The following is an 18,013-nucleotide window of genomic DNA, read 5'->3' on the forward strand; positions in this document are numbered from 1 at the left end:
AAATTACATCCGTTTAGAAGTTCTTGCAATGTTGGATTGTGCAAAATGTTTAGCATTTTGCGCAATAATGAGACTATGTGTTAATAATTGTGTTGGTGTTTGTATGTTTATACTCAGACCTTTAAGACTGCTAAAATTGTAAAAAATGTATCATTTAAGACTTTCTCTTATTTCTCTAATTTCTCTTACTTTATTTCAGATTGGCTGTAAGAAAGATACTTTGAAGAATGAATCGAATGAATTGTTGCATGCAGAAAGGGGAAACAGAAAAGGCATTTTTGATCAGAAGGGAAGGTATGTTATTCTCAGAGGGGTGAATTATAACTGCTTGGGAGATTACTGGCAGGCTAATCCGGATGTGCCGCCCGTTAAGCACTATGCTGAACAGGACTTTAAAATGATGGCAGAGTATGGATTTAACTGCGTCAGACTATTATTTCACTGGAGCAGACTGGAACCCGAAAGAGGGAAGTACAATCAGGCGTATATCAATGAAATAAATACGGCAATAGAAGATGCCGCGAAATATAATATTTATGTTTTGCTGGACATGCATCAAGATGCCTGGGGCAAGTACATAGCGACACCTCCGATGGAACAGTGTTCTTACCCCAATAATGGCTGGGACGGCGCACCTGAGTGGGCAACCATTACGGATGGTGCTTCCACCTGTAAGGGAGATGGCAGCGGCGTTGGTGGCAGGGAAACCGCCCCGGCGGTATTTCATTCGTTTCAGAATTTTTTCGACAATAAGGACGGCATTCAGGACGCCTGCATCAAGGCCTGGACGGAGTTGGTAAAACAAACGGCTAAATATTCCAACGTAGTGGGATATGATTTACTGAACGAACCCAATTTAGGCTATAAGCCTATTCTGGAAGAGGCGGGGAAGCTGGGGAATTTCTACGGAAAAACAATCACCGCCATCCGTTCTGCTGAAAGGAGTGCAGGAGCGGATCAGCACATCATCTTTTTTGAAATGAGCGTTGCCTGGAATGGACAAGGTATCCCGTTTATTTCCCTGCCGAATTTTACGTCAGATAAGAATATAATCTTTGCACCGCATACATACTTTGAAGCGATAACCTATCTGCTTACAATAGAACAGGGCTATGATTTACTGACAACCCTGAGTAATCTCTACCAAACGGGAACATTCATCGGTGAGTACGGTTTTTTTGATAATGACATTAATGTGTCGGTAGCGAAACTGAAACGGTTTGCCATCAGGGAAGATAATAATTTCGGGGGTTCAACATACTGGCAATGGTGTCAGACAACCGGAGATCCTCATTCCATCAGCTGGGATGGAACAAGGTATGAAAACCTGAGCATGGCGCTGATAGAAACAGACAAGCAGGGCAATTACACAGGCAGGAAAAATAGCCCTATGCTGCAGGTCTTAAGTCGTCCTTATCCAAGGGCCATACACGGTAACCCTGCAAAATTGAGGTCTGATTCAGGGAATGGTACAATGTACCTGGAAGCCGAAACGCGGACAGAAGGCATTACCTCCCTTTGGATAAATAACCTGTTTGGAACACCAAAATTTGTGTTAAATAATGGTATATTGCAGCAATTAAAACCAATGAATGGTGGTTATATCGCTGAATTTAAGGTGCATGATACCTATTCTATCGAATTGCGCTATTGACCTGTTTTATTTTCATTCTAAATTTCTTTCAATGTGAAAATTAACATCTCCATTATTAAAGGTATCCTGAAATCTCTATTAAACAACAACATAGATATCCAAAAATATTCGTTTCTGGATACGGATGATCTGTTTGCACCCAAAAAAAACAACGAACAGTTGATTGACGGGCATATGCTGCTGCAGTTAATCACTGATATCAGAAGCGAATACGATTCACTGGAGGAATATTATCCTCTTTTTAAAGATATGCATGTGTTGGACATGGGTCTGCTGGGTCATTATCTTTTGTCCTGCAAGAACATATTTACCTCTTATGAGAAACTGATAGAGTATCAGTTGTTGTTTTCCAATTTTGTGGAGTTTAAATATAAAAGGGCAGATCAGGATATTTTGTGGAGTGTACAGATGCCGTATCAAATTTACAGGGAGAAATACGATATGGAGAGCTTGTCAGATTTTGAATTGTTCTTCCGTTTTAAGATTGTAGAGACCTTGTCCACCACCAAGGTGCTCCCTAAAAAGATTGAATTGTTCTACAATAAGAACAATTCAAAGGAACGCATTGATTTTTTTAGCGATACCTTCGGCTGTGAGGTTGTCTATACAAAGAGCCACAATATATTGCATTACGGAATATCAGACCTGAATCAGGATATACATTATCAGAATTACAATCTATATGTCAACCTGAAACCCCTGATGAATAAGAGCATGAAAGAGTTGTACAGTGAGAAAACCTATAAGAACACAATTAAGTCCATTCTGTTAAATAACGTCGATCTGTTTCCGCTTTCGATTCTTTTCGTAGCGAATAAGATGCATATGTCAACTCGTAAGCTGCAAACCATCTTAAACAGGGAAGAGACCAGTTTCTCCCAGATTGTAAATGAAGTGAAAGTGATTCTGGGTATTGAATATCTGAAGAGCGGCAAAAACATTAAAGAGATATCGGCAAGACTGGGTTATAAGGAACAAGGCTCCTTTACGAGACAGTTTAAACAGGTGACCAATATCAATCCGGTTGACTTTATGGGTTTAACCGCTGAGGAAAAATCCAGGTTGATTTCGAAGCTTTCCGCTTAAAAAGTGCAGAAAAATCTGCAGAAATCTTATCTTTTCTGATAATAGACGGTTCGTCACCCGATATTATTTCTTCACCGCCATTGTTTTCAGCAGATGTCTGTTGTGGGTGTTCATGGTGAACCATGCAATGAAATAGACCGTGATGATAAAGGAAGTAAACAACACGATATAAAACCAATTGTTGTAGTTGATATAGTAAAGTGAATTTAATCCGATAATTGCAAGCAGCAGCCGGAAGTATTCCGCATACTTCACCCATTGTTTTCGCTCCAACATGGCACTGCAGATGATGGTTGAAAGCATCAGTACAGCAAACGACAATACCCGAAAGAAAGCGGATAATTTTTCGAAGTGATATAAATATGCAGATAAGCCGATAATGATAAATGCAAACTGCACCAGAATGTAAATATTCAATCCTCTGCTTGCAGCCTGTACATCGTATTTGGGTTGTGATGTATCCGGTTCTGATACTGTCATCTGACCTCCTAGATAATCAGGTCTCCAGCCCGGCCGTGCGAAAATCAGTTTCAGTTTGTCTTTCATTCCTTTAAATTGTTTGCCCGACTGATACATTTCTACGTAGTAATGTACATTCGCCCAGGCCGGATTCCAGCTGTTCAGAGGTTTGGTAATACCATAGGTAGGTTCTTCTTCCTCTTCCTGAAACGTGCCAAACAGTTTATCCCAGATGATGAACATGCCGGCGTGATTCTTGTCGATGTATTTTGGATTGACACCATGGTGTACACGGTGATGTGCCGGTGAATTGAATACTGCTTCAAACCATTTCGGCATTCGCTTCACGGCTTTCGTGTGTATCCAGAACTGATAGAAAGAATTAAGGCTGGCCACAATGCCCAGTGTCAGGATATCCACTCCTAAAAAGGCAATCGGTAAAAAGAAAATAAAGGCCAGTAGGCTGTGTATCCACGATTGACGCAATGCAACAGTAAGGTTATATTCTTCGCTTTGATGATGCACGATATGTGCGCCCCAGAAAAGATTGATTTCATGCCCGAACCGATGCGCCCAGTAAAAACAAAGATCAAACAATACAAAAACAATGGCATAAGCCCAGAATCCCGAAAGATGCACCAGTGCAAAGTGTTCCTTTATCCAAACGTATGCACCGAGCATCAGTCCGGTTGTCAATAATTTAAACAACAAGTGGCTAACACCCACATTCAGGTTGGATAGTGCATCATTCAGCCGGTAATACTCCGGATGTGCTTTTCTGGTCGCAAAATATTCTACCAGAATCAAGAGTAAGAAGACAGGAATGGCTATTACCGTACTCAGGTGTTCCATATTTAATTTCTTATTTGATTTAAATTTAACTTAAGTTTGGTTGTTAAACAACGGAGATACCCTATTTTAACAATAGTTTATACAACCTATGGGCATACTGCAGAAAATAACAGACCTTATTAAGGCATACATTATCGCGAGGGCGTCAAAAGGTAAAATGATTGATATTGTGGAAGTGCGGACTAAAGAGATTGGGCTGACCAAGGTGGTTACCGAAACGGACATCCGTATACAAAATTCCTTTTTTTTACCCATTACGATTGTTTCCATTCAGACAGATTTACTGAATCGAGATGGATTAAAAGTAGGAAGGATGAGTTATACCCGTCCGAAAAAAATAAAAGGCAACAGTCATGAACTGCTGACCACAACATCGGAAATCAGCATCATCACTTCTATCTTTCAGGCTATTTCGCGCCTGCTGTCGCAGAATATCCTGATGCAGAGCGTTGGAAAGGCACAGGTCAAGGTTTTGTGGTGGATCGTTGAAATTCCGGTCAACGATTCTTTTGAAATTCATCCGGAAAAATTAAAAATCCTGAGAGAGGAAACGGAAGAGGAAAAAGCTGCCCGTAAACAACGGGAAGCGGAATGGAAGGAGAAATACCGCGAGATGAAAGAAACGGTAAGTGAACGCAGTGCCGAAAGAAAAGAGCGCCTCCTGAAACGCCGCTACGGTGCTGATTATATTCCCAAAGAAGAGCGGGACAAAGAAAAATACAAGAAAGAGGAAGAACATATCGGTTCGGCATCACCTGACCATATTGAAGTGAAACTGGATGAAACCGTCATAACAGAAATAGATGATTCTAAAACAGAATTGGAACATCCGGTTATTCCCAGTCCCGTAGAGGATATAGTTTCAGACACGGAAGAAAAAAAAGAGGATAATAAATAATTAAGCGTTCATCATCTTCCAAAGCATATCTTTCAGCGGCAGGATATTTTCGGAAGTAAGCGAAGAAAAGAAAACATGTGGAATCTTCTTGGGCAGTTCTTTCGCCAGCATCTTTTTCAGCTCATCGTCGAGCAGGTCGGATTTGGAGATGCCAATTACCCTGGGTTTATTGACCAATTCCTTATTATACAGTTTCAGTTCTTTTTCTAATATTTTGTATTCTTTTTTGATGTCGTTGCTGTCGGCGGGAATTACAAACAGCAGACAGGCATTGCGTTCTATGTGCCTTAAGAACCGGACACCCAGTCCTTTGCCGGCATGCGCACCTTCGATAATACCCGGAATATCCGCCATGATAAAGGAGCGGTTGTCGCGGTAAGCGACAACACCCAGATTGGGCACTAATGTGGTGAACGGGTAATTGGCGATTTCCGGCTTGGCGGCACTCACCACCGATAGCAGTGTGGATTTTCCGGCATTCGGGAAACCTACCAGGCCAACATCTGCCAATACTTTCAACTCCAGAATTTTCCACCCTTCGATGCCGGTTTCGCCCGGTTGTGCATAGCGTGGTGTCTGGTTAACAGCCGTTTTAAAGTGGTTGTTGCCTTGTCCGCCCCGTCCACCCGGCAGCCAGATGACTTCCTGGCCGTCTTCCAGGATTTCAAATTCTTTTTCGCCCGTCTCTGCATCTTTGGCTATAGTCCCGAGCGGTACTTCCAGTATGATATCTTCACCCTGTTTGCCGGAGCGCAGGCCGCCTTCTCCGCCGTTGCCGTTGTCGGCATGTATATGCTTTCTGTATTTTAAGTGTAATAGGGTCCAGAGTTGTTTATTGCCCCGTAAAACAATATGTCCTCCGCGCCCGCCGTCACCACCGTCCGGACCACCTTTGGGTACATATTTTTCCCTGCGGAAATGAACGGAACCTGCCCCGCCGTTGCCGGAACGGACAAAAAGTTTTACGTAGTCAATAAAATTGGAATCCATATTGGCATATCAATTTAAAGGAACAAAGATAGCTTTTAATAAAGACCGAAAAGGGCTTAGAATATAAAGAATTCATTATCAGTGCTGACTGAAGTTTTAAATCGTAAGTGCGTGACCGAATTTAACGTTGAAATCTGAGCACCAGACTATGATATAACTGTAAGATGCCGTATTATTAGTACGGTAATAGAAATTGCCATCGATTCCTTTTAAAGGTCCCAAATCCATATATCCACCGGATATCACATTGTCCAGATCATTCACCAGATACACATCCAGATTCGGACCATCATCAGTCTTAAAATTCTTAAATTCGTAAACAATTGAGTCTGATTTTGTCCAGACTAACAGCTGCCCTGTCGTAGGATGAGCATCAGATTCAAAAGTTCTTGTAGAGAGGAGTGTAAAACCTGTTGCATCAAACGGGTCTGTTACCACGGTGCTATTTGCATCTTTTTTGCAAGATGTTAAAACAAACGTTCCCAATAATAGAATGAGAGTTGAAACAAGAAATGATTTGCGCATGTTATTTCTTGTAAAAGTCAAGATAAAATTGACAAATATCAATAAGTAGATTGTTATTAAATGTTAGTTGATGTCGAGTTTTACACCAAAGGGGGCATATGTTAGATGCTATTCTTTACCACGGTCTTCAGTGCTTCGAAAATCTCATCAATAGTGCCGACACCATCCAGTTCGACTACCTTATCCGATTTTTTGTAGTGATCTGCGACCTGAGCAGTTTCTTTTAAGTATACTTTAAACCGATTGCGAATGATTTCATCGTCCAGGTCATCTGCCCTGCCGGAGGTCTTGCCCCGCTCCTTAATGCGTTTTACAATCTCATCTTCCGGAACATCCAGTGCCAAAACCAGCGAAATGGAGGTGTCTTTTAAATCCAATAATTTATCGAGCGCTTCCGCCTGTGGTTGTGTGCGGGGAAATCCGTCAAAGATGAAACCATCCACCTTTCCGGCATATTCATCCAGCTTATTGGATAGCATGCCGATGGTGACTTCATCCGGTACCAGCTCGCCCTTATCCATGTATTTTTTGGCTTCCAAGCCAAGTGGCGTTTCATTTTTCAGTTCAGAGCGAAACAGGTCGCCGGTGGAAATATGCAATAAATTAAATGCTTCTGCAATCTTCACCGCCTGTGTGCCCTTGCCGCTTCCCGGCGGACCAAATAAAATAAGATTGATCATTATAGTTAAAATTCTATGCTCAAAGATAACTAAAAGCAAACGCTCTGTTATTTCGATAAGATTAAGGAATTGTTTTATGAAATAAGCCTGAATTTTCATTAAAGCAGTTACAGTATGATAATAATCATTTGAAAAGGATAAAAAATGATATAACTTTACTTGTAAATAAAAATGGATTATGAAAACGATCTTAGTTCCTGTTGATTTTTCAGAAACGGCCAATAAAGCGCTGACCATAGCAAAAGATATAGCAAAGAAGACCAATGCGTCCCTGCATCTGGCTAATTTTTATTCCATACCGGTAGCGGACTATTCCTATCCGGATATCAGTATGCCGGGAGAAATCATGGAGCAGATAAGGATTGCTGCGCTGAAAGGTATGGAACTGCTGACAGACGGATTAAAGGAAGAAGGCGTACAGGCGGAGTCTACCGTTAAGATGGGATTGGCAACAGATGGGATAATAGATATCGCGGAGGAGTTAAATGTCGATTTGATTGTGATGGGCACCACCGGTGCCAGCGGAATATTGAATAAATTAATCGGCAGCAATGCTTCCAGCGTGATGCAACGTACGGAGAAGCCTATCATTTTAGTTCCTAAAGAATTTACGTTTAACGGAATTGCCCATATTGCCTATACGGACAGTCTGCATGAGGATGATACACCGGTGCTGAAACAATTGTTTGACTTTGCATCCGTTGTTGGTGCCGGGCAGGTGTGTATCGTCAATATCAATACAACCGGACATTATGAGCCGGTAGATGCTAAATTATACGATTCTATCAATAATGCATTCGGAACAGAAAAGATTAAATGGGATTTCATCGACGCAGACAACATCAAAGAAGGGTTAGACAGTTATATCGATAACCATCAGATAGATTTGGTGGCCATGTCTACTCATAAGAAAACATTAATGGAGCGTATCTTCAGCAAAAGCAATACCCGAATGATGGCATTGTATTCCAAAGTACCTGTACTGGTATTCCATAAATAAACTAATTAGTACAGGATTCTGGTCTTAATCGTATTGTTTACCTTTTTCAGGTCTTCCATCATTTCCAGATCTGCGTTGGCATCCACATCTAATACGACATAACCTATAGTCTCGTTCGTTTTCAGGTATTGTCCTAGAATGTTGACATTGTGTTTGGATAAGATAGAGTTCATCTCACTCAATACACCCGGAACATTATGATGGATGTGTAAGACACGTCTGGTGTTGTGTTGTATCGAAAGACTGATTTCAGGAACGGTTTTGGACCCGAGAGTGCTGCCGTTGTCCAGGAATCCCGTCAGCTTTACCGCCACTTCCGTGCCTATGTTTTCCTGGGCTTCCTGTGTGCTTCCGCCTACATGTGGCGTCAGTATCACATTGTCCAATCCTACTAACGGCGACTCAAACCCTTTGCCGTTTTGCTTGGGTTCCGAAGGAAAAACATCAATTGCGGCGCCGCCTACTTTTCCGCTGACAACCGCATTTCTTAATGCGTCTATATCGACCACCGTACCGCGTGCGAGATTTTGAAAGATCACGCCATCTTTCATCAGCGCAAATTCCTTCGCGCCTATCATATTTTTGGTTTGTGCCGTAGCCGGCACATGCAGTGAAATGATATCGGCTTTTTCCATCAACTCCTCTAATGTGTCAACGGAAGATGCATTGCCCAGCGGAAGTTTCGGCTCAACGTCGAAATAAATTACTTTCAATCCCATGCCTTCCGCCATTACAGATACCTGTGTTCCGATATGTCCGTAGCCGACGATGCCAATCGTTTTACCGCGCAGTTCATAGCTGCCTTTAGCTGTCTTCTGCCAGTTGTTTTCATGCATGTATTTGTTCTTTTCCGGAATACGGCGAAGCAGCATGATGGAATTTCCGATGATTAATTCAGCAACGGAGCGTGTATTGGAATAAGGGGAATTAAAAACAGGGATGCCCAGTTCAGTAGCTTTTTTCAAATCCACCTGGTTGGTGCCGATACAGAAACATCCGATGGTCATCAGTTTCTTTGCCTTTTCGAGCACCGGTGCGGTTAAGGTAGTTTTGGAACGAATGCCAATAATATGATACTGTTCAATACAATTCAGCAGCTCTTCTTCCGTCATGGCATCTTTAGAGCTGACGATGGAGGTGTATCCTTTCTTATGGAACTCATTGAAGGCGCTTTGATGTAATCCTTCGAGCAGGAGGATTTTAATTTTGTCTTTAGGAAATGAAACTTCTTTTGCCATAATCAAAAGTAGGGAAGTTTTAGGACTTTAAATGCTGTTAAACAGACGGAGCCGTTTATTTAAGGATTTATTAAAAGTTACTCAATCGCGGCATTCAGGAAATCGACAAAAGGTCTGGACAACAGGCAAAGTTCCGTACTTTTTCTGACCAGTTCATTCGACAGGAAAAAATCATCGTCTAGTTTTTTAAATACAGTAAAACCTTTCAGTTTGATGTATTCAATCGCTTCATTATGCTCGTCATACCCTTTGGGCGGTCGTTTCAGTTTGCTTTCGGCAGTTAAATCACCGAAGCTGTCTTTGAATTTTTTCGAATGGATGATTTTTTAAAATCTCCGAAATTATAATCAATTTCCTGTCTTATTTTCTGGAGGTCTTCCGGCAGGGGCATGTAATACCCTGCGCCGAAGAAACAGTTGCCCGGTTCAAGGTGGAGGTAGTAGCCGGCGTTGCTGCCACTTTTCCCGCTTTTGCTGAGATAGGCGCCCAGGTTGTTTTTGTACGGGCTTTTATCAGAAGAAAACCGCACATCGCGGTGAATGCGGAACAGGCATTTCTTGGGATCCAGCTGTGCAATGGACGAATCCTTCTTTCCCAACATGTTGATCCATCCGGCGATAAAATTCTTTATTTCATTCTGTGCATTTTCGTAACGCTTTCTGTTTGCTTCAAACCAGGGTTTGTTGTTGTTCTTCTTTAACTCTTTTAAGAATTTCAGCGTATCATTTGACAGCATGTTTCTTCAGTTTCAGTTCATTTTTAATCAGCACCTCGAGGGTGTCTTTTTTCAGCATCTCTACCGTTTCATTCCGGATGGCGAGAAACGCATGCCGGATACCGCACGTGATTTCATCCTTGCATTCATCACATTTTTCATAGTATTTATGGGTGACGCAGGGCAACAGGCCGATGGCTCCGTCAAAATATCGGATGATTTCCGCCAGGTTGACTTCCGAGGGGTGTTTAATCAGGTAATAACCTCCTCCTTTGCCTTTTTTGGAATTTAAGATTCCGGCGTTGCGCAAATCGAGCAGGATGGTTTCCAGGAATTTTTTCGGGATGTGTTCCTGCTCGGCTATCTCACTGATTAAAACCGGCTCCCTGGCCGGCTTTTTCGCGAGATACACAAGAGCGTTGATGGCGTATTTGGTTTTTTTAGAGAGCACGACAGTAATTCTTTGAGAGTGAATCTATTTCACCATGCAATTTACTAAAAATATACTTCTTTTAGTCTATATGCTGGGTATTCTTTTATTGTTGATATATCGGAGAATGTGTAAAAATTAATCGTGTTTATACCTGCTTACTTACTACTTTTGACCCATGAGTTTTAAGTACAACCTAACCACACTGACGAATCTTGAATCTATCTTTAAAGAAAATCACTATGTGATCCGTTATGAAAAAGGAAGATTCCAATCCGGTTATTGCATCCTGCAGGATAAAAGAGTGGTGGTGGTCAATAAATTCTTTGAAACGGAAGCACGCATCAATGCCCTTATAGATATTTTGCAGCAGATAGAGGTGGACATCAGTCTGTTGGATGAAAAACAACTAAAACTCTATGATCAGCTGGCACAACAAAAATTGGAGTTGTAGGCTACTTTTCAATGGCGTCTTGTCATACAGGTATTTTCAGAATTTCATAATTTTACGCTAACACATCAACCTTGCAACCGATTCGTTTTATATTTTTAGGTACCGGCACTTCACAGGGTATTCCTGTCATTACCTGCCATTGTGCTGTATGTGCCTCTTCGGACAGCAGAGATAAACGCACCCGTACGTCTTTGTTGATACAATCTGCGACCACTTCTGTTGTAATCGATACCGGCCCCGATTTTCGTCAGCAGATGCTCCGTGAAAAAGTACAGGATTTGGATGCCGTCGTGTTCACACACGGGCATAAGGATCATGTCGCCGGTTTGGATGATATCCGTCCGTTCAATTATTTGCTCAATAAAACCATTGACGTGTATGCGGAGGATGCCGTTCAGGAAATACTGAGAAATGAATTTTCGTATGCATTCAAACCGCAGGATTATCCGGGAGTGCCGCAGATTGCTTTAAAGGCAATGGGTGAAGAACCCTTTAGTATCGGGGACATTCATTTCATCCCGGTTCGGGTGATGCATAAACAGCTTCCTGTTTTAGGATTCAGGATAAATGATTTTACCTATATCACGGATGCCAATTATATTGCTGCAGGTGAACTGGAGAAAATTAGAGGAACGAAAATTTTAGTACTGAATGCATTGAGAAGGGAAAAGCATTTTTCGCATTTCAATCTGCAGGAAGCATTGGATAAAGTGTCAGAGATAAAACCGCAACAAGCCTATTTTACGCATATTTCACATCATCTTGGCTTACACGAAGCTGTGGAACGCGAATTGCCGGAAACCATACATCTGGCTTACGACGGATTGTCGATAAGTTTATAATTATTCCTGTTCGTGATAATCTTGCGGCTCTTCGCCGGGTAATTCTTCAGACATCTCTTTTCCTCTTTCGTTTTGCTGTGCCAGCGACCAGTTATCCGTCGTGATTGTCTGCAGCCATGCCATACCGGACTTTCGGAATACCTGTGCGCTGATGCCTGTCTTTTCATGAAAACTGGTTTCCAGTTCTGTTACCGTCATAGAGGGATCAATCTTCCATTCAACATCAACAGCCTCGGCATTTAATTCCTTCAGGGAATAATTCAGATGCAGTAAAGTGGAGTTGGAAGTGCCTTCACCGCTTTGGTGTGATTTGCCGTAAAATTCCAGTTTTAAAAACGGAAAATGCGCGCTGAAGTCAGCTTGTATGTCTTTGAGTTTTCCGGCAGATAGAATGTGTATAGTCATGGTGAATTTTAATGCCTAAATATAGTCAGGAAATCAGAAACTGAATATGATAAAAGTCAGATTATTACATTGCAATAGTAAAATTGTATTGCAGATAAATTAAATCATTTATTTTCCCAGTTATAAAATATAGGTGAACTTCCGCCACATTTCGAAAATGCTCTCAGTTCTATAATGTATTGTCTCTTTTCTGAAATTTGGTCTATAATTACCGGTGAGACAGATGATTCAAGATTGATGGATGTCTGCTGAATTGCAATGTTATATTTTTGCTCTGAAACGGCACCAAAATAAATGTAGACTTTTTCGTTTTTGCTGACTACAGAATCTATAGAAGGCGTGGAGGTTTTCGGGTAGCATTCACCTTTCATGGCATACCACTGATTTCCGGAATAATAATAAATCATTCCTTCGCCTTTGATCAGTACAATATCACCTTCGTTCGCTTTAGCTGAAACAGCATTAAACTCTGCTCTGGAGATGGGTTTAATGCTTGAAATATTGACACTGTTGCTCTGTGCTTTAAGTCCTGATAAGAGTCCAAAAAACAGAAAGATAATAATGCATACAAATTTCATAGCGGTTATTTTAGCAGTTGGTTAAGCATGGCCTGTAAATCAGATCCGAACACATCTTTTGCAATAATTTTTCCGGTATTGTCAATAATGAACAATTTTGGCGTTGTACGGATGTTTAATTTTGGAATTACCGATGATTCCTGAACAGGTTTTAGCTCAGCAACGTTTATCCATCTTTCAATTTTGTATTTCTGGATAGCCAGCAGCCAGTTTTCTTTTTTTTCGTCCAGCGAAACAGATAAAATCCCTACACCTTTCTTTTGAAACTGCGCAAGCATTTCCATCAACTGTGGAGTTTTAGTCTGACAGGCATGACAGGAAGACATCCAAATGTAAACGACGGTGAATTTATTCTTTTCCGCTTCATTATATAAAGAACGTATTTCATTTTTTGCATCATATGAAATTACATCTGGAATTTTAGCGCCGGTCTGTGTTTGTATGATACCTGAAAATTCTTTTAATTTTTCAGTCGAAAGCTTTATCCCGCAGCCATCAGCGTATTGCTCATTCAGATAGGCAACCTCAGGGTCATTATTGCGTTTCAGGAAGTAGTCAACAAGAAAATTAAAGACATAATTTCTCACCGTCTCATTAGCCTGACTTTTTTTCATCAGGATATCAATTCCTTCATTCAGAGAAATATTGGAGTTGTCGCAGTAATCAGAAAAGTATTTGATTATTTTGGCGTTAAATACAGGATGATTCAGAATTAGCGGATTTTTGAAGTCAATATAATCAAAATAATGCCAGTGCAGCATGGCATCATAGTTGTCGAAATATTTCTTTAATTCAGGAGTAGTCGCAGCAGAGGGTATTTTCAAAAAATCTGCAAGCACAGAAGCAAATAATACAGCATTATCTTTGGATGCAGAGTCGCACATCAGGTTCATGGCATCGTGCAGTTTTTCTCGCTGTCTCTCGAACCCGAGTGATTTGTTCAGGTATAAAGAGTCAAACCGGCTTAGGGTAGCTGCATTATACTGGATTTTATTCAGTGCCTCGTAAATCTTATTGGATATATCAATTAGTTGATTTCCGATAATATTATCCAGAGAATTGGTAATTATCAGTTCTTTTTTTTCCAGCACAATTTTTAATTCAAGTTTGACATTCTTTTCAAGCGGATTGAATAAGAAGCCCAGTCCATCTTTGTCATTTTTTTTGTAGTGTAGCTCGCAGTAGCCTTTATAATTGGCCATATCAAATAAAAGACTATCCTTATTCTCATTGCTGACCAGAACAGAATCTTTTGTGGAAAGTATACCGTTTTCGTAGTATTTAATCCAGAGGTATGCCGGTTTAGTGAGTAAACTGTCAGAAATGCTGATTCGTAATTTTTCAGCCTGAACTGAAAGGAAACTAAAAAGGGTAATTGCCCACAGCAAGAAATGTTTTATCATAGATAACCGTACATTAAACTAATCAAAATTGATGCAATTTGCGGCGCAGGTGACTCCGTTTGAGTCTTCATAAGCTTCATAATACATGTACCACGTTGGTCTGGAATTATAAGCATGTGAATAGGTGTTGTTGTAGTAGGATTGTTCACCTACACCATATGTACTTGGGTAAACACCGCACTGTACGTCATCGTCTTCGTCCGCCGTACTTTGGTTGTTTTTAAACCCAACATGTGCAACTGCACAAAAATCCCAGGCTCCCAGGTTCGCAGAACCACTTCCAGCTCCGAAGCAGTTGCAATATTTGTAATTCTGATAGTACAGATAATTCTTGTTCATACGGATACCACCATCTTGTATATCAATCCCAGTAGTGCCAGATGCACCACCTGCAGACCTGTATGTTGAATTGACAACCACTCTTGAACCACCAGGAGGCGAAAGATGCAGATTGCTGTTGGTAGATAATACTCTTCCCTGAATAACCAGGTCGCCCCAATCTGCAGTGCCATCTATGGTAGATGTAGAACCGCAATCATTACAATTGAATAATACGCCTCTTCTGACATCAACAGAAAGATCCGGGTCGATGAACATAGCCGTAGCACTGGAATTATTTCTGAGGTTTAGACCTGCAGAGCCGTAGTTCATGTACATTACATTATCGCTCCATCGTGGCCAAAAGTAAGTCTCATAGGTGCCTGCGGAATTTTTTGCTGCGAAATTGGCTGTGTTTTCAACTCCGAAAACGGTGCCGCCAGCTCCAAGTGTAAGCTGATACCCTGGTGCTTGTGTACCAATTCCTACATTTCCACTGTGATACGCCATGCCATCGCTTGCTCTGACACTGTAAAGAAGTTGTTCCCCGGAATTTTCAAATACGAAGCCTTGACTTGCACTGTTATTAACTCTGAATCTGATGGCATGTTGTGTAAATCCGGCACCGGCAACTGCAGTACCGGCTGCCATAGACCTTCCTGCTCCAGATTGTCCCATATAGATTCCCCAGTTTGCATCACCGGCAGACCACATTCTGATGCCCCGTGTGCTTCCGCCATCAACTGAATTCTGAACAATTAACCGACCTTCCGGGTGAACATCACCAACGATATGCAGTTTGAAACCCGGTGCAACTGTGCCCATTCCCACGTTTCCGTCATCACGAACAAACAAAGCAGAAGTTCCGTTGTCCTGCACATCAAAATCTCCTGTAGAAGAAAGGTTTATAGTGGTATTTGCCGTGCCGTTATTCGCTATGGTGAATAAGTTACTGCCTTGTGTAATGGTAGTCGCACGCACCAAAGTTCCGCCTAATTCAACATAGGGATCAGCAGCTGAAGCATTTGGAGCAGCCGTCTGAATGTTTACTCCATTTTGCGCTTTTATGATGGTTGTCCCATTCACCCAGCTTGGTGCTGCTGCTCCGTTAGTTCTTAATATCTGACCACTGGTACCTGCAGCAAGCCGAACCCAATCTGTACCGTTATAGTACATAATATCTCCATTCGTATCGGAACCAAGTGCAATATCTGTTCCATCCACCGCATTATCCTGAATGGTGGCAACACCGGTGTTGGAAATCGCCACATCACCGCTTAAGGTTTGTTCAGCCGGGTCATTTGATGCATTTCCTATCCAGACTTTACCGTTACTGAGTTTTGCTGTCGTACCTGCCACAATTTTTGTCCATGTACCCGTCCAGAAGTAAAAACCTGCACCGGAGCCACCGGTTACTGCAGCATTTGTATTGTATACCATCATGCCTGTAGTTCCGGTACCTGAAGCCAAACCCCAGGTTGCAACATTAGATAAACTAACTCTTGGTATAAGCATACCCATGTTCGTAGAAGAAATATCCAGTTTTGCACTGGCATCAGGCGTATTCGTTCCTATTCCGACATTGTTCTGGCAAAACGCGGAATGACAAATTAATGCGATGGCCGCTAGCGTGTATATTCTTTTCATGGCATTTGATTTAATGACAGAGTTCGTTTAAATTATCGTTTAATTATTTTCTTAGTAAAAACTTTATTTGCTGTTTTAAATTCTGCAACATAAGCAGCATTTGGCAGAGCGGATAAATCGTATGTCAGTGTATTAAATCCGGCTGAGATATTTCTTTGCATTCGTACTACAACCTGACCTAAGATGTCATATACATCAAGAATGAGTATCGTCTGCTCAGGAGAAACTATTGTTAACGATGAATAGTCGGAAGTAGGATTTGGAAAAAAATCTGAAATTAGATAGCCTTGTACTTCGTATAGCTTACCTTCTAAAATTGGAGAATATGAAAATTTATTATTGATATCTACTTGCTTTAGTCGGTAGTAATAGACCACTCCGGCGTGTACATTCTTATCTTCCAGTGAGTAAGAATTAATATGATTGGAATTTCCATTGCCTGCTATCCAACCGATAGTTTCAAAATCTACGGCATTTGTACTGCGCTGTACTTCAAAACCCAGGTTGTTGAATTCTGAAGCAGTGGACCAGTTTAATAAGAATGATTCATTGTTCAGAATGGTAAGGGTGAAATTAATAAGTTCTACCGGTAATAACGTATTCGCATCAACAGCACCCCATAATCTGTAGTTTGAGAAAGATGTCTGGCTTGGAAGCGTTTTACCTGTAGGTCCCATGAAATAACCCAGTTCATTCTGAAATCCCGCTGCCGGCTGATAGGTAGCTAAATTGCCGCCTGGTATTCCGTTTCTGGCAATGTATTGCATTTTGTAGTTTGGAGAACATGGAACGGAGTAATAATTGGCAGATCCTTCTAAATTCGAGCTTGGAAACACTGTAATGGAATAATTGTAAGAAGTGGCATTATCAGGAGTGATATTCCATTGGTGTGAAATTTTTTCTGTCAATCTCGCCCAGTCTGTTATGCCATCCGGAGCACCGGTACAGGTAGAAAAATAGTTTATGCTTAACGGGTTGTTGTCTACTTTGGCCACATCGGTAAATACATCCGGGTCAATAAGATTCTGACTGCCAATCTCCAGATAAGACAATATACCGGTTGATGCAGGAGCACTTGTGAAGGAAAGTGAAAATGCGTTCATGCCGCCTAAATAGGATTTATTTACGCCAACAGGGAAGAAATAGATAGTGGCTGCATTCACCTGACGTTTCAGTTTCCCTTCAATATATCTTGTTACTGCACCGCTGCCCGTACTGTGGCCTGTTATAGCTGAAGCAGACGGGTTCAAAATATATAAATAGTTGGAGTAATTACCTGTATAAGTTATATCGCTGGTACCAACAGAAGCTGACTGAGTTCTTATTATGCCATTGCTGTTTTCAAATGTCAGCAAGCCAGATGCATTGATATGTACATCATTCAACAGGCTGACGTATTCACCTGTCGAACCGGACTTGTCAATATAGAGATTATAAAACTGATTATCATTTCCTGCAGTACCATTCATCACGCCTGAAATTGTTTGATCTGATGTTCCGGAGAATCGTTCAGCACCCGTACTTTGATATTTGTTATTTCCACCAGGCTGATTGTTTGCCCAGTTTCCGGTTAACTCAATACCATTTGTTGTTCCACCGGTATTTACAAATAATGCATCCTGCATTGTGATATCTCCGTTTACATAAATGAGAGCTCCGTTATTATACAAGGTTGGTGTTGCAGAAGATATGGCTGGAGTCTGTCCTTTTAGATATAATTCATTTGCTGCATTAGCATTTCCTAACCAGACAATAAGCCAAAAGGACAGGTAAAATCGAAGAATGGTCATTTTATTCTAAATGTAATGACTCTAATATGATTTCTCAGGAAGTTAGTAC

Annotated in this window: 19 protein-coding genes; 6 read left to right on the forward strand and 13 right to left on the reverse strand. The window is 41.2% G+C overall.

The features are described from left to right. The first annotated feature begins 145 nt into the window (after positions 1-145). Positions 146-1,654: a cellulase family glycosylhydrolase gene (locus tag IPM95_08980; protein ID MBK9329426.1), complete on the forward strand. Its 1,509-nt coding sequence runs from the start codon at positions 146-148 to the stop codon at positions 1,652-1,654. Positions 1,655-1,687: 33 nt separating this feature from the next. Further along, on the forward strand, positions 1,688-2,740 hold the full coding sequence (locus IPM95_08985; protein MBK9329427.1) for a helix-turn-helix transcriptional regulator: 1,053 nt from the start codon (positions 1,688-1,690) through the stop codon (positions 2,738-2,740). 63 nt (positions 2,741-2,803) lie between these two features. Here the strand turns inward: IPM95_08985 and IPM95_08990 are convergent, their stop codons facing one another. Beyond that, positions 2,804-4,051: a sterol desaturase family protein gene (locus IPM95_08990; protein MBK9329428.1), complete on the reverse strand. Its 1,248-nt coding sequence runs from the start codon at positions 4,049-4,051 to the stop codon at positions 2,804-2,806. Between the two features lie 88 nt (positions 4,052-4,139). On the opposite strand from IPM95_08990, the gene IPM95_08995 reads away from it, so the two are divergent. Beyond that, on the forward strand, positions 4,140-4,949 hold the full coding sequence (locus tag IPM95_08995; protein MBK9329429.1) for a hypothetical protein: 810 nt from the start codon (positions 4,140-4,142) through the stop codon (positions 4,947-4,949). Here the strand turns inward: IPM95_08995 and obgE are convergent, their stop codons facing one another. The 3 genes from obgE to IPM95_09010 form a co-directional block, all read right to left on the reverse strand. After that, positions 4,950-5,939: a GTPase ObgE gene (gene obgE, locus IPM95_09000; GenBank protein ID MBK9329430.1), complete on the reverse strand. Its 990-nt coding sequence runs from the start codon at positions 5,937-5,939 to the stop codon at positions 4,950-4,952. It abuts the gene before it with no gap. Between the two features lie 96 nt (positions 5,940-6,035). Further along, positions 6,036-6,377, reverse strand: coding sequence for a DM13 domain-containing protein (locus IPM95_09005; GenBank protein MBK9329431.1), 342 nt, complete (start codon positions 6,375-6,377; stop codon positions 6,036-6,038). Between the two features lie 188 nt (positions 6,378-6,565). Further along, positions 6,566-7,144 (reverse strand): adenylate kinase, encoded by a 579-nt coding sequence (locus IPM95_09010; protein ID MBK9329432.1) that lies wholly within the window; start codon positions 7,142-7,144, stop codon positions 6,566-6,568. A gap of 178 nt (positions 7,145-7,322) precedes the next feature. On the opposite strand from IPM95_09010, the gene IPM95_09015 reads away from it, so the two are divergent. Next, entirely contained in the window at positions 7,323-8,144 is an 822-nt protein-coding gene (locus IPM95_09015) for a universal stress protein (GenBank protein MBK9329433.1), read from the forward strand. 5 nt (positions 8,145-8,149) lie between these two features. Here IPM95_09015 and serA read toward each other — a convergent pair whose 3' ends face one another. The 4 genes from serA to IPM95_09035 all read right to left on the reverse strand — a co-directional run bounded on the left by serA (position 8,150) and on the right by IPM95_09035 (position 10,548). Beyond that, positions 8,150-9,382 carry a phosphoglycerate dehydrogenase gene (gene serA / locus IPM95_09020; protein ID MBK9329434.1) on the reverse strand — a complete coding sequence of 411 codons (1,233 nt, stop codon included), beginning with the start codon at positions 9,380-9,382 and terminating at the stop codon, positions 8,150-8,152. Between the two features lie 77 nt (positions 9,383-9,459). Then, positions 9,460-9,705, reverse strand: a complete 246-nt coding sequence (locus tag IPM95_09025) for a DUF2461 family protein (protein ID MBK9329435.1) — start codon at positions 9,703-9,705, stop codon at positions 9,460-9,462. Further along, entirely contained in the window at positions 9,663-10,118 is a 456-nt protein-coding gene (locus tag IPM95_09030; GenBank protein MBK9329436.1) for a DUF2461 domain-containing protein, read from the reverse strand. Before IPM95_09030 ends, IPM95_09025 begins: the two co-directional genes overlap by 43 nt. Further along, a complete protein-coding gene (locus IPM95_09035; GenBank protein ID MBK9329437.1) occupies positions 10,105-10,548 on the reverse strand; it encodes an Rrf2 family transcriptional regulator in 444 nt (147 codons plus the stop codon). The genes IPM95_09030 and IPM95_09035 overlap by 14 nt, the downstream gene beginning before the upstream one ends. 157 nt (positions 10,549-10,705) lie before the next feature. On the opposite strand from IPM95_09035, the gene IPM95_09040 reads away from it, so the two are divergent. Both IPM95_09040 and IPM95_09045 read left to right on the forward strand, forming a co-directional pair. Continuing rightward, positions 10,706-10,981 (forward strand): hypothetical protein, encoded by a 276-nt coding sequence (locus IPM95_09040; protein MBK9329438.1) that lies wholly within the window; start codon positions 10,706-10,708, stop codon positions 10,979-10,981. Positions 10,982-11,061: 80 nt separating this feature from the next. Beyond that, entirely contained in the window at positions 11,062-11,823 is a 762-nt protein-coding gene (locus IPM95_09045; GenBank protein MBK9329439.1) for an MBL fold metallo-hydrolase, read from the forward strand. On the opposite strand, the gene IPM95_09050 is transcribed toward IPM95_09045, so the two are convergent. The 5 genes from IPM95_09050 to IPM95_09070 all read right to left on the reverse strand — a co-directional run bounded on the left by IPM95_09050 (position 11,824) and on the right by IPM95_09070 (position 17,964). After that, positions 11,824-12,228, reverse strand: a complete 405-nt coding sequence (locus IPM95_09050) for a hypothetical protein (GenBank protein MBK9329440.1) — start codon at positions 12,226-12,228, stop codon at positions 11,824-11,826. A 104-nt stretch (positions 12,229-12,332) separates the two neighbouring features. Then, on the reverse strand, positions 12,333-12,806 hold the full coding sequence (locus IPM95_09055) for a hypothetical protein (GenBank protein ID MBK9329441.1): 474 nt from the start codon (positions 12,804-12,806) through the stop codon (positions 12,333-12,335). Positions 12,807-12,811: 5 nt separating this feature from the next. After that, complete coding sequence (locus IPM95_09060) at positions 12,812-14,209, reverse strand: redoxin domain-containing protein (protein ID MBK9329442.1); 1,398 nt, start codon at positions 14,207-14,209, stop codon at positions 12,812-12,814. Between the two features lie 18 nt (positions 14,210-14,227). After that, on the reverse strand, positions 14,228-16,174 hold the full coding sequence (locus IPM95_09065; GenBank protein MBK9329443.1) for a hypothetical protein: 1,947 nt from the start codon (positions 16,172-16,174) through the stop codon (positions 14,228-14,230). A gap of 32 nt (positions 16,175-16,206) precedes the next feature. Continuing rightward, entirely contained in the window at positions 16,207-17,964 is a 1,758-nt protein-coding gene (locus tag IPM95_09070) for a T9SS type A sorting domain-containing protein (protein ID MBK9329444.1), read from the reverse strand. Between the last annotated feature and the right edge of the window lie 49 nt (positions 17,965-18,013).

The organism is Sphingobacteriales bacterium (genome assembly GCA_016719635.1).
GTDB lineage: Bacteria > Bacteroidota > Bacteroidia > Chitinophagales > JADIYW01 > JADJSS01.